This window comes from Streptomyces sp. NPDC088554 (assembly GCF_044752945.1).
GTDB lineage: Bacteria > Actinomycetota > Actinomycetes > Streptomycetales > Streptomycetaceae > Streptomyces.
Genome location: NZ_JBIVMF010000010.1, coordinates 47,014 through 60,190, shown reverse-complemented (window position 1 = coordinate 60,190; position 13,177 = coordinate 47,014). Strand labels below are relative to the sequence as shown.

General features: G+C 70.6%; 7 protein-coding genes. 5 read left to right on the top strand and 2 right to left on the bottom strand.

What is annotated here, in order from left to right:
• Nucleotides 1-10 precede the first annotated feature (10 nt).
• Together hutH and ACIP8W_RS13950 are read left to right on the top strand one after the other, a co-directional pair.
• Complete coding sequence (gene hutH / locus ACIP8W_RS13955) at nucleotides 11-1,660, top strand: histidine ammonia-lyase (RefSeq protein WP_401957466.1); 1,650 nt, start codon at nucleotides 11-13, stop codon at nucleotides 1,658-1,660.
• A gap of 121 nt (nucleotides 1,661-1,781) precedes the next feature.
• A complete protein-coding gene (locus ACIP8W_RS13950; RefSeq protein ID WP_402203074.1) occupies nucleotides 1,782-2,894 on the top strand; it encodes a hypothetical protein in 1,113 nt (370 codons plus the stop codon).
• Between the two features lies 1 nt (nucleotide 2,895).
• Here ACIP8W_RS13950 and ACIP8W_RS13945 read toward each other — a convergent pair whose 3' ends face one another.
• Nucleotides 2,896-5,697 carry a BTAD domain-containing putative transcriptional regulator gene (locus ACIP8W_RS13945; RefSeq protein WP_402151525.1) on the bottom strand — a complete coding sequence of 934 codons (2,802 nt, stop codon included), beginning with the start codon at nucleotides 5,695-5,697 and terminating at the stop codon, nucleotides 2,896-2,898.
• 1,031 nt (nucleotides 5,698-6,728) lie between these two features.
• Between ACIP8W_RS13945 and ACIP8W_RS13940 the strand changes: the two genes are divergently transcribed.
• The gene (locus ACIP8W_RS13940) at nucleotides 6,729-7,574 is read left to right on the top strand and encodes a BTAD domain-containing putative transcriptional regulator (protein ID WP_401957458.1); all 846 of its coding nucleotides are present in this window, start codon (nucleotides 6,729-6,731) and stop codon (nucleotides 7,572-7,574) included.
• 219 nt (nucleotides 7,575-7,793) lie between these two features.
• Here ACIP8W_RS13940 and ACIP8W_RS13935 read toward each other — a convergent pair whose 3' ends face one another.
• Entirely contained in the window at nucleotides 7,794-9,101 is a 1,308-nt protein-coding gene (locus ACIP8W_RS13935) for a LuxR C-terminal-related transcriptional regulator (RefSeq protein ID WP_401957457.1), read from the bottom strand.
• Nucleotides 9,102-9,530: 429 nt separating this feature from the next.
• On the opposite strand from ACIP8W_RS13935, the gene ACIP8W_RS13930 reads away from it, so the two are divergent.
• Nucleotides 9,531-11,996: a thioester reductase domain-containing protein gene (locus tag ACIP8W_RS13930; RefSeq protein WP_402151528.1), complete on the top strand. Its 2,466-nt coding sequence runs from the start codon at nucleotides 9,531-9,533 to the stop codon at nucleotides 11,994-11,996.
• On the top strand, nucleotides 11,993-13,066 hold the full coding sequence (locus ACIP8W_RS13925) for an alpha/beta hydrolase (protein WP_401957454.1): 1,074 nt from the start codon (nucleotides 11,993-11,995) through the stop codon (nucleotides 13,064-13,066). The genes ACIP8W_RS13930 and ACIP8W_RS13925 overlap by 4 nt, the downstream gene beginning before the upstream one ends.
• Nucleotides 13,067-13,177 lie beyond the last annotated feature (111 nt).

Here is a 13,177-nt window from a genome sequence, read left to right as displayed (position 1 = left end):
GAGGACAGACATGCTCATTCCCACAGCCGACCAGCGGGCCCGCCTGCGCGAGGTGACCCTCGACGGGCACCGGCTCTCCCTGGAGGACATCTCCACGGTCGCCAGGCACCCCGGCACCCACACCGTCGCGCTGGGCGCGGAGGCGTCCGAGGCCATCGCCGCGTCCAACGCGATGAAACACTCCCTGATCGACTTCGGCACCCCGATCTACGGGGTGACCTCCGGGTTCGGCGACAGCAGCGCCCGGCAGATATCCTCGCGCAAGACCGCCCGCCTCCAGGACAACCTGATCCGCTTCCTCTCCTCGGGGGTGGGCCCGCTCGCCGAGGACGATGTCGTCCGGGCCACCATGACGATCCGCGCCAACTGCCTCGCCCGGGGCGCCTCCGGGGTGCGGCCGGAGCTGGTCACCGCGCTGATCGACCTGCTCAACGCGGGCATCCTGCCGCGGATCCCCGAGCGCGGTTCGGTGGGTGCCAGCGGCGACCTGGTGCCGCTGAGCTATCTGGCCTCCGTGCTCACCGGGCACGGCACGGTGACGCACCGGGGGGAGCTGAAGCCCGCGGCGACCGCTCTCGCCGAGTGCGGTCTGACTCCGCTGACGCTGGAGGCCAAGGAGGGGCTGGCCCTGGTCAACGGCACCTCGTTCATGTCCGGCTTCGCCGTCCTGGCACTGCACGACGCCCGGGAGCTGGTCTTCGCCGCCGATCTGTGCACGGCGCTGACCAGCCAGGTGCTGCTCGGCAACCCGGCGCACTTCACCCGGTTCCTGTTCGAGGCGAAGCCGCACGAGGGCATGGTGGACAGCGCCGCGACGATCCGGGCCATCCTCACCGGTGATGTCGGGGCCGACCGGGGGGTCCGCCGGCCCGACGCCGACTTCGCGGAGCTGGAGCATCCGATCCAGGACCACTATTCGGTGCGCTGCGCCCCGCATGTCACCGGCGTCCTGCGCGACACCGCCGACTGGGCCCACCGTTGGCTGACCGTCGAGGTCAACTCCTCCAACGACAACCCGCTGTTCGACGTGGCCGCCGGCGCGGTGCGCAACGGCGGCAACTTCTACGGCGGCCATGTCGCCCAGGCAATGGACGCCCTGAAGACGGCGGTGGCGAGCGTCGGCGATCTGCTGGACCGTCAGCTGGAACTCGTCGTCGACGAGAAGTTCAACAACGGCCTCACCCCGAACCTCATTCCGGTGCTGGAGCCGGACGACTTCGAGGCGGGGCTGTTCCACGGCTTCAAGGGCATGCAGATCACGGCCTCGTCACTGGCCGCCGAGGCGCTCAAGTGGACCATGCCCGCGGCGTCCTTCTCGCGCTCCACCGAGGCGCACAACCAGGACAAGGTCAGCATGGGGACGATCGCGGCCCGCGACGCCCGTTCGGTGGTCGAACTGGTCCAGCGTATCGCCGCGATCCACCTCATCGCCCTGTGCCAGGCGGCCGATCTGCGCGGCCTGGCGCACCTCAGCCTCCCGACCAGGACGGCGTACGACGCGGTACGCGGCGTCTGCGCCTTCCTCGACCGGGACCGCGCGCTGGACGCCGACATCGAACGCGTCGTCACACTGATCCGCTCCGGCGAACTGCGCGGCATGGTCCAGCTCGACATGCGGGACGCCGAGTCCGACGAGGCGATCGGGCGGGCCCGGCCATGACCGCCGTCGCCGAGGTGAGCTGCGAGGAGCGCGCGGACAACAGCCGGATCCTCCGGGCCCGCCAGGGGCTGGCGGACCATCCGCCCACCCTCGCACACGTGTTGTGCCACTGGGCGCGGGAGTGTCCCGACCGGTGCTGGCGGCCGAGCGGGCCGGGGACGGCTGGCACACACTGACGTACGGCGCGGCGGCCGGGGCGGCCGCCGCGCTGGGCCAGACGTTCCTGGACCGGGGATACGGGCCGCACGCGCCGGTGCTGCTGCTGTCCGGCAACTCCCTCGACCATCTGCTGCTCACCCTCGCCGGCTACCTCACCGGCGTACCGGTCGTACCGGTCGTGCCGGTCGTGCCGGTCGTGCCGGTCGTGCCGGTCGGCGTGCCCTACTCGCTGCGCAGCACCGATCACGAGCGCCTGCGCGCCATCGCCGCCCTGGTGCGGCCGGGGCTGGTGTACGCCGACGACGGGGCCCGGTTCCGTACCGCGATGGACGCCGCCGTGCTGCCGGGCGGCGGCCTGAAGCCGGTCCCGGGCGGCGGGCGGGTCGAACTCCGAGTGCGCAGCCCCTCGGTCACCCCCGGTATCCGGGCGTCGAGGTGTCCGACGCGGTCGACGAGGAGGGCTATTACCGTACGGGCGACGCGGCACGGCTGCTCGATCCGGGCGGCGACCCGCGCCTCGGGCCGGCCTTCGACGGCCGGATCGCCGAGGACTTCAAACTCGCCAACGACACCTGGGTGGTCTGCGCCCGGCTGCGCAACGCGTTGCTGTCGGCCACCGGGGTGCTCTCGGATGTCGTGCTGGTCGGTGGCGACCGCCCGTATGTCGCGGCGATCGCCTGGCTCGCGCCGGCCCGGGCCAACGAGCTGCTGGGGACCCGGGCCACCGACGGCGCGGAGCTGCTCGGCCACGACGGACCGCGCCGGCATCTCGCGGAGGCACTGGCCTCGCTCAACGCCGGTGCGGGCGCCGCCCCGCGCGTCGAGCGGCTGGTGCTGGTGCTGGTGCTGGTGCTGGTGCTGGTGCTGGTGCTGGTGCTGGTGGGACGGTGGTGCCGCTGGAGGCGTGGACGCGCCGTACATCCGCCCCGAGCCGCCGAGCATCGACGACGGCGAGATCACCGACAAGGGGTACCTCAACCAGCGGAAGGTGACCGAGCGGCGCGAGGACCTGGTCGACCTGCTCTACACCGCCGGTCCGGCCCCGGGGCGGGTGGTCACCGCCCGGGGCCGGTGAGTCACCGGCCCAGTCGCTCCACGACGGAGCGCAGGCGCAGCAGTTCCGGCGCCGCCGGTGGGCGCGGCACACCGGGAGACGGGCAGCCCCCCGACCGCTCCGCCAGTGCGGCGTGTTTGGCGGCCCGCAGGTCCTGCGGGATCTGCGCGTACGCCACCTCCCGGAGCAGCGGCTGCCGGAAGCCGAACACGGTGGTGCCGTCGTCGGTGGCCACCGACGCGAGGACGCCGCGCCGGGTGAGTTCGGCGAGCGCGCCCGCCACCTCGCCGTCCCGCTGCCGCCGCAGCGCGGCGAGGGTGTCCGGCCGGATGCCCTCGCCGATCACGGCGGCGTCCTGGACGACGGCCCTGAGGTCGGCCGGCAACTCGTCCAGCCCCGCCTGTAACACCTGCTGGACCACCTGCGGAATCAGGGCCGCTCCGCCCCCGGCCGGGGGCGCGGCCGACGGGGTCCGGCGCAGCGCGAGCCGGACGAACTCCGCCGCGAACAGCGGGTTTCCGTCGGCCAGCGCGGTCACGGTCCCGATGAGTTCGACGATCAGGCCGGGTGCCACGACGGCCGGTCGGGGCCGGTCGGGGGAGGCGCTCGCCGCGATGATCGTCCGCGTCTGCTGGGCCACGGCACCGTCGGACAGGCGCGGCAGCGTCACGGTCACCATCCGGCCGGACGCCACGCCCCAGGCGGGACGGGACCGGAACAGTTCGGGACGGGTCGCGGCGACCACCTTCAGCCGGGACCGGCAGGCCGGGTCGACCAGCAGGTCGACGATCCGCAGCACGGCCTCGTCCGCCGCGTGCAGGTCGTCGATGACCACGGTCACGGGCCGCTCGGCGGCCAGCCGCTCCAGCAGGGTGAGCCATGCCGCCACCACCTCTTCCGCCATGACCGCCCGCTCGTGGTCCGGCACGTGCCCGACGGCGACCAACAGGGGTTCGAACACCCGGTACGCCTCGTCGGTGTCGGTGGTCACCCGCTCCACCGTCGTCCACAGCTTCGCCCGTGCGGTCTCGGGTGAGTCGTCGGTCCCGATACCGCAGCTCGCGCAGAGTTCGGCGGCGACGATGCCGAGCGGACTGTCGTCGACCGTGCAGGGGAAGATGTGGGCCAGCAGTGGCCGAGAGGCTGTGTCGCGCCGGGCGGCCAGCCGCTCGAACTCGACGAGCATCGAGCTCTTCCCCATGCCCGCGTCACCCACCACGAGCGCGACCCGGGGCCCCGTCCGGTCCGCGTCGAGCAGGGTCGCGAGGGCCCGCACCCCGTCCGCGCGGTCGAGCAGGGGAGGCGTGTCGTCCCGTACTCCGACGCACCGCAGTCCCCGTACCGTCCAGGTGGCCGAGACACGGGCCCGTTCGTAGTCGATCCGGTTGTCGGTCCGCTCGCGGGTGTCCTTGCCGACCCAGATCTCGTCGAGCGGTACGAGCGGCAGCAGGGACTGGGTGTGGTCCAGCGCCGCGCTGGTCACCGACGGTGTGCCCCGGTCGTCGGGAACGTACTGGACCAGGGCGTCTCCGGTGTCGACCATCGCCCTGATACGGAGCCGCTGTTCGCGGTGCCATCGCCACCGGATGCGGTGGCGGACGGCGAGCGCCATCAGCACCGCCCGCATCGGCTCGTTCCCCCGGCTGCCCCGGGCGCCGAAGACGACGAGCCAGACGGAACCGATCCGGGCCGTGACCGTGCCGCCGAACCGGTCCGCCTCGTCCCGGACGACTTCGTGCAGGGCCGCCATCACCAGGTCGATCCGCTCGGGGTCGCCGAAGTCCGGGCCCGTGGGGACGAACGCGTTGATCAGCGCGACGCTGACCTCCCGGCGTTCCCGTACAAGAGCGCCGGGGCCGCCGGGCACCGGCGGCGGGGTGTCGTCGGGTCCTGCCGGGGGGCGTGCCGGGGGCCCCGCGGACAGGTGGACGGTGCCCGGCAGCGGTGTGATGTCCAGGGCGGGGTCGTTGTCGAGGATCGCCTGCCTCAACTCCTGGAGCCTGCGGCCCGGTTCCAGTCCGAGTTCCTCCGCCAGCTCCGTGCGGATCGCGGTGTAGACGTCGAGTGCCTCGGAGTGCCGTCCGCTGCGGTGGAGTGTGAGCATGAGCTGCCCGATGAACCGTTCCCGCCGTGGCTCGGCTCTGGTGATCGTCTGGAGCTCGGGAAGCACTCCGTCGTGCCGTCCCAGGGCCAGTTCCGCGTCGAAGTACTCCTCCAGGACGTCGAGTCGGGCCGTCTCCGTCGCCTCCAGCTGCGGCCAGGTGACGCCCTCCTCGGCCAGGTCGGCCAGCATGGAGCCGCGCCACAGGGCGAGCGCCTCGCGCCAGTACAGGGACGCCGTCGCCACCTCGCCCTCCCGCATCCGGGCCCGCCCCTGCGCGGCCAGTTCGTGGAATCGGTGCAGGTCGAGCGCTTTCGGGTTCACCTCCAGCAGATAGCCGGGAGGGCGGGACCGGAGCGATACGGTATCGGCCGGGGCCCCTTCCGCATGGGCGTCCAGGAGGTTCCGCAGCCGCCACACCGCGTTCTGGACCATCTTGCGCGCCGAGGTCGGCGCGGGGCCCTGCCACAGCGCCGCCATCAGTTCGCTGGTGGCCGTCGCCTGGTTCGGGCGCAGCAGCAGATAGCCCAGGACGGCACGCTGCTTGGCCCCGCTGAGCTCCAGCCGCGTACCGCCCCGCAGCACCTCCAGCGGTCCGAGCACGTTGAACCGCAGGTTCCCCCGGTACGTTTCGGCGGTCGTCCCGGTGCTCCGGTTTCCGGCGTCGGGGCGGACGAACCGGTGTCGGGCGACCGCGGAGGTGGTCTCGGTCTGCATGGTCATGGAATATGCCTCCGGCAATTTCACGGCGGAGATCTCCGCGAGTGGGGTGAGAGGGAGAACACAGGGAGTGACGAATCGGCGGCACCGCGGTGTCACCGACGGACCGCCGTGCGGCGTGTACGGCGCCCGAACCGGCGCCATGGCCTCGCGGCGCCGGGAGGCACGGCAAGGCGCGGGTCTCGCACACTGATATACGGATGGGTTATCGCGCCGAGGCCGAGCGGCTTCCGGGCAGCGCGGACATACACGCCGGACCACATCCGCCGGCACCCACGACAATCGGCCGCGCGTCCGGCTGAAAACGTCGGCGGTATTCGTTGTCGCTCTTCCGGCCGCTCCTGGCGCGGCAGCCCGCCCCGCCAGCGCGCGGAAAGATCTCGGCGGAGCCGGTCAGGCACCCGCCGAGCTATCGAAAGCCGACTGTTCGCACCGCGGGCCGCGCTCGCCGCCGAAGATCGGGTTTCACACACGGTGGATCAGTTCTCGCGGGATACTCGTGAGATACCTGTGGGATCTTCCGGTCCGGATTCATGAACCTTTCCCCCTCGCCGTGCGGCGTGTCTGCGCATGCGACGGCGGCCCCCTTGCCATTGCGCCCGCAGAAACACGAGTAACACGGACGATCAGACATCACCGACTCACCCCACGGCAAGAGCCACCTCTTCAGCAAGGTGCGTTCGGGCACAGATCGGAGACTTTCGGGAAAGATTAAGCGGGACAAAAAGAATAATGCGTCCATTAATCCGCTTCCCGCCCTAAAGGGCGGTTTCTCCGCCGTCGCCCCGGACCGCCCGCCCGCCGGCGACAGCGGTTGCCGGGCCCGCCCGGGACGAGCAATGCGTACGTCACAACGCGCCCGGCGGAAAGTGACTCCGGCCACAACAACGCGTGGAGCGCCGTGTGGCCGGGCAGCAAACCCGGCCAACGGCTCCCCATTGATGGCAAAACGCTTCTCCGTCGAATCCTTCCGTCCCTTAAAATTCCGACGACCTCCCCACAGGCGTCAGATTTCAAGACGGGAAGTATCCGCAGTGGAATTCAATATCCTGGGCCCTCTGGAAGTACTGCACGACGGAGAGCGGCTGCCGCTCGGGGGCGTTCGCCAACGCGCCGTTCTGGGCTTTCTGCTGCTGCACGCGAACGCTCCGGTCACCGCACGACGGCTCAGCGAGGCCCTGTGGGAGGAAAACGAACCGGCCACCGCGCGGAAAATACTGCAGAACGCCGTTTACGGACTGCGTCGAGCGCTGCCGTCCGAAGGCGGTCCGGCGAGCGCGCCGCCGTACTCCCTGCCGGCCCACCAGCAGGGCTACGTTTTACACGTACCGGAAAATCACATCGATCTTTCGCGTTACGCGCACCTCGCCGAGCGCGGGCGGGACCGGCTCTCGGCCGGAGCCTGGGAACAGGCGTCCCGGCTCCTGGGGGACGCGCTCGGCCTGTGGCGGGGCCAGGCGCTGGCCGATCTGGTCGAAGCGGGTGTCACCTGGCCGGAGTTGACCGCGCTGGAGGACGACCGGTGGGAGGTGCTCTCGGACCGGATCACCGCCGATCTGATGCTGGGCCGGCACGCGGAGGTGATGGCGGAGCTGAACGTCGCGACGGCGGCGGAACCCGCCAGGGAACGGCTGTGCGCACAGCTGATGTTCGCCCTATACCAGAGCGACCGGCAGGCCGACGCGCTGGAGCTGTACCAACGCACCCGGCTCGCGCTCGCCCACGAGTTCGGCGCCCCACCCGGCCCGGAGCTGAGGGATCTCGAACAAGCCGTTCTCACCCAGTCCCCCGAGCTGAGTTCGCCCACCGCGGCGGCCCGGCGGTTCGGCCGGCCGGGGCGGTGCTTTCCGGACGCCGTGTCGGGAGGCCGGGCACGGTAGCCCGCCGGACGAAGCGGCGCGGTGGCTGCCGCGCCACCGGAGCACCACGGGCGCCATCGCCCTATGAACAATGTCTCATTCCCCGCGCCCGGCCCGGACGGCTCCCCCGGGAAACACACACCCGGGGAACAGCGGTTTCATTGGAAACTGACAGGAACCTCATCGGAATGCCCCCCGCGCAACCGGCAACAAACCCGCACGACCGGGCCACGAGGCCGTTCACGCGCTCCGCTTGTTCCATATACAGGCCAGCTCCACCCGCGAGGATACATCCAGCTTGCGGAACACCTTCCGGAGGTGGAAGGCCACGGTGTGACGTGAGAGCGAGAGCATTCTCGCCACCTGGATATTAGTCATCCCCTGGGAGACCAGTTTGGCGACCGAATATTCGGTCCCGGTCAGCTGGGTGAAGACAACCTGCGGCTTCTCTTTCCTCGGTTGATGAATACTGAATCCGCCGATTTCCCTGATTTTCGACTTCACCCGGAGACAGTCGTAGGAGGAGCCCGAGTTCATATAGTGGATACTCGCCTCGTCCAGCGCCCTGGCGGCGAATTTACGCCCGGCTCCGGCAGCCATCAGGGTGCCGACGTCCTCCAGCGCGGAGGCCTTCGCCCAGGGGTCGACATGGGCGTCGGCGGCGCGCCGGAGGCCATCGGGGTCACGCTCGACGAGGGCGCGCGCGTGCAGCACCGGCGCGGTGACCGTCGGGAAGCGGGGGTTGGCCTCCGCGAGCCCTTCGGCCGTCCGTAACGCCCGCGCGGCCAGCCCGGGTTCCTTCGCCTGGAGGGCGAACCTGACTATCCAGGGCGCGGCGCCGGGCTGGGCGAGCAGCAGCTCGCGGCCGGCCGGTCCCGGCTCGGCGAGTTCGGTGATCATCCGCAGCGCGGCCGGCAGGTTGTCCTTCGCCCGGTACGCGAGCGCCGCCACCCAGGCGGACTGGCCCGGTGTGTTCTGCGGGTGGCCGAGCAGCGCGTCCTCACCGATCCGGGTGACGTACGTCATCGCCATGGCGAGGTCGACCTTGCGCAGCGCGGCACCGGCCAGCAGGGTGTGGCCCAGCGGATGCCAGGTCCGCGTCCCGCACCGCTCGGCGGCGTTCAGCCCTTCGAGGGTCAGAGCGATGGCGCACTCGACGTCTCCGCTGGTGAACGCCAGATACGCCTGGAGCAGTTGCACCGCGTACCGGTGCCGCCGGGAACAGTCGGGGTCGGCGCCCCCGGGGTGGGAACCCTCGGGGCCGGGGGTCTCGGACGATTCCCCCTGGAGCAGTTTCCGGGCCCGGGGGAAATCCCGCAGCATGATGGCGAGTTCGGCGCTCCAGGCCAACGAGTTGGAGGGGCAGCGGCCCCGCCGCGCCGCCACCGTCTTCTCGGCTTCCGCCGCCCCGGCCAGCGCCTTCCCGATATGCCCCTCCAGCCAGTCCGTACGCGATCCGGCAATGATCCGACAGACTTCGCACCGAGATTCGCCACACCCATCCGCGAGGTCGTCTAATGACCTGTAGAAAGTATAGGAGAAAGGCATTTTCTTTTCCCGCTTCCGAGGTCAACGTGGGGGGATCGAACAGCAGGGAAAGGGTCCTTCGGAATCGACGCTGATGCCCGTGGAACCTGCCCGCGCTCCCGTCTACCTCCGGGAGAATACATTGATCTGCACACCTCCTTCATGAACGTCAGGATCGACGACTCCGAGTGGCGATAGGACGGGATCCCGGGGGGCGGCCATCCGACTGGGATTACATAGAACGCCTTCGACCTTAATGTCGGATTCCTATCCTGAATCGGGAACAACCCGGCCAATCCCGTTGAAGATAGCCATTCCCGGCCGCGGGAAACCACAGCTCGACTACCAACTTGTGTGGCTGGTTCATACAGCGCTCCCGTGGCGAGACTGACCGTTATTGATCACCGGCCATGCGGCGGGCGAAGGAACGAAGAGCATCGAGGACTCACCATGAGCGATCACGTGGGTGAGGTCGGCGAGAACCGGGGCACGCGCAGCCCGGACGCGGACCGCCGCCAGGAAGCGCAACTGATAGAAGGCGGCCGCCGAGGACGGGACGCGGTCGCGGAGCTGTTGGCCCGTGCCCGGCGCTCGGCAACCGGCGGGAAGCCGGACCGGAGCCTCGGGGGTACGCCGGACGGCCGGCCCTCCGTCGGCAAGACCACCGGTGGAACGGGCGACGCGCCCGCCGACGGCCCCTGGGACGTCGACCGGCTCGCCTCCGCCATCGCCGCCAGGGCGGCCGGTCTCATCGGCGGCGGCACCGTCGACCCGGAGACGGACCTCTTCGACGCGGGCGCCACCTCGGTCACCGCCGTGGAACTGGTCGCCACCCTCGTCCGCGAACTGAACGTCCGGCTCAGCCTGGACGATGTCTTCGCCGACGCCCGGCCCCGCCGCCTCGCCCAACGCTGGCTCGCCGAACCCGGCACCCAAGCGCCCCCGGCCGACGCCGCCGCGCCGCCCGGTCCCCGGCAGCCGGTGGCGATACGGACCGGGGCCCGGACACCGGCGCGGATCATCCTGCCGCGCCCGGCGGAGATCGCCTTGCCGGTGCACCGACTCACCCCGGCCACCGGCCCCGTCTGCACCGACGAGGACCTGAGCCAGATCCTGGCCGACCTGGGCCGCGTCGACACACTGCCCTTCGTCGGCGCGCCCGAACCGGTCGTGCCCCGCCGGATCCTGCTGACCGGCGCCACCGGCTTCCTGGGCAGCCACATCCTCTTCGACCTGCTGCGCCGGAGCGACGCCCAGGTGGTCTGTCTGGTGCGGGCCGCCGACGAACAGCTGGCCGAGAAGCGGCTCGCCGAAGCGCTCGCCGGCTACCACCTGCCCTGGTCGGCGGAGCTGCGGCGCCGGGTGACCCTGCTGCCCGGCGATGTCCGGCAGCCCCGGCTGGGGCTGACCGAGGACCGCTGGCTGGCGCTGGCGCACGAGATCGACTCGATCGTCAGCGTGGCGGCGGCGGTGGACTTCCTGCGCGGCTACCAGTCGCTGCGCCAGTCCAATGTGCTGGGCCCGCTGATACTCGCCGAACTGGCCACCACCGGGCCGGTGAAGCCGCTGCACCAGATCTCCTCGACGGCCGTCTTCAACGAGCCGGGCATCGCCGCCATCGGCGACGACACGCCGCTCGCGCACATCGACAAACTGCCCACCGGCTACGAACAGTCCAAGTGGGCCGCCGAGGTGGCCCTGCGCCGGGCCCGTGAACACGGTCTGACGGTGACCCTGTTGCGCCCCGGCGCCATCGGCGGCCACACCCAGACCGGCGCCTACAACCCGCAGGACCTGCTCACCGGCTTCCTGTCGGCGATCACCCGCTACCGGATCGTGCCGGCGCTGCGCGCCTTCAACATCGCGCCGGTGGACTGGGTGAGCCGGGTGGCGGCCTCGGTGGTCTGCGAACCGGACGGCTGGGGGAAGACGTACAACCTCACCGGGAAGCCCAACAGCCTGGAGGACCTGATCCGGGACACGCAGCTCAGCGGCATGAATCTGCGGATCGTCGACTGGGACGAGTGGCGTGAGCGGTTCTTCGCCCGTGTCGAGGAGCAGCCGGTGCCCGCGCTCGATCCGCTGGTGCGGGTGCTGAGCAGTTCCACCGGGGTGCGGCTCTGCGAGGCCAACCTCTTCAACCCGCCCGCCACCGCCGAGCGCACCGACGCCTTCGTGGAGCGGTACAAGCTGCCCGAGGCCGAGCGGTACGACAGCCAGGCCCAGCTCAAGTCGTACGAGCGGATGGCGGAGGACGGTCTGGCCGCGCTGCCGCACCGGGACGACTCGCCGTACCTGTGGTTCCCGGAGACCATGCGGGGCCGGCTCGGCCCGGTCGGCGAACCGGCCGACACCGCCTGCACGCTGAAGATGCAGTTGTCCATCGCGAGCATGTACCAGTTGGTGAAGGAGCGCCGCATCGACATTCTCGAGGGCGAGGTGCGCTGCGAGCGGCTGCACGCCGAGCCGCTGACGGTGCTGGGGGGTGATATCTGGGTCCGTCCGCACCACGGCATTCCGCGCGCCCACGGCATCCGCCATCCGCTGCTGCGGTACCGGGTGAGACTGCGCGACGCCGACGGCGGCCTGTGGTGGCTGGAGGGCCAGAAGACGGCCCGCGCCCGGCGCGACCTGATGAAGCAGGCCCGGACGCTCGCCGTGGAGCTGGGCCGGGAGGGCGAGCCGGCGAGCCTCTCCGGTGTGGTGGTGGTCCCGTCCGACAGCTACGTACGGGAACAGATCGACGGAATCAAGGTCAAGGCGGACCTGACCTCGCAGGAACGGCGGCTGGCCAAGGTCACCTGGATGGCCTGGTTCGGCTGGCAGATCGGCCAGGGGCTGATGGAGCCGATGATGCGGGCCGGGGCGGAACTGCTGGATCTGCGGCGCACGCGCCTGGAGGAACGTAAGCGATGAAACTGATACCCCTCTGTGCTCAGCCGGACAAGGCCACCATCGAGCACATTCCGATCCGGGTCTCGGACGGTACCCGGCTCGCCCTGACCCGGGTCCACCGGGGCGACGGAGACCGCCCGGCGGTGCTGCTGCTGCACGGTCACACCGCCTCCGCCGACATGTTCACACAGCCGGAGATCCGCAATCTGGTGGACGTGCTGCTCGACGCCGGCTACGAACCCTGGATGCTGGACTGGCGGGGCAGCCGCCGGCTTCCGTACAACGAGGACGGCAGCCGCTACACGTACGACGATGTGTCGCTGTACGACATCCCGGAGGCCGTCGCCCATATCCGCGAGCGGATCGGCGACCGGTCGCTCCAGGTGGTGGCCCACTGCATCGGGGCGATGACCCTCTCCATGAGCATGGCGGCCGGTCTGGTGCCGGGGCTCGCCGGGGTGGTCGCGCAGGGTGTCTTCCTCACCCCGAAGGTGTACGGCAAGGCCCGGCTGCGGATGCATGTGGGCACCGAGATCCTGCGCAACCGCAGGTTCCAGGCAGTGGACATCCGCAAGGCCGGCTTCTGGTCCAAGCACACCCCGGCCTTCGCGCTGGCCTCGATCGGCGCGGACTGCAAGGACCCGACCTGCCAGATCCTGCACAACTCGGCCTGGGGGATGGGTGCTTCGCTCTTCGTCCACGAGAACCTGCGCCCGGAGACCCATGACCGGCTCGCGGACCTCTTCGGCTCCGTGCCGCTGTGCAGCCTGCCCCATCTGCGGCAGAACGAACTGGCCCACTCCGTGACCCGCTGGAACAACAACGACAGCCGTTACGGCGCCCTGCCGGAGAACGCGCTGGACCACGCGGACCGTATCGACTGCCCGGTGCTGCTGATGTCGGGCAGCCTGAACAAGCTGTGGGCGGACTCCAACAAGGTGTGTTACGAGGTCCTCGGGGAGCGGTTCCCGCAGCTGGACGTGCGGTACACCGAGATCCCCGGCTTCGGGCACGTGGACCCGTTCATCGGGCGCAGCGCCGCCATCGACGTGTTCGGGCACATCGTCGAATTCCTCGACGAGAACAGGTAGTTCAGGCGCGGCCCGGCCGGGGAACACACCCCGGCCGGGCCGGCCGACCAAGCGACGGACAACAACACCATCACCCCCGGTGGTGTGTTTTTTGCATGGAAACCCGAGGTC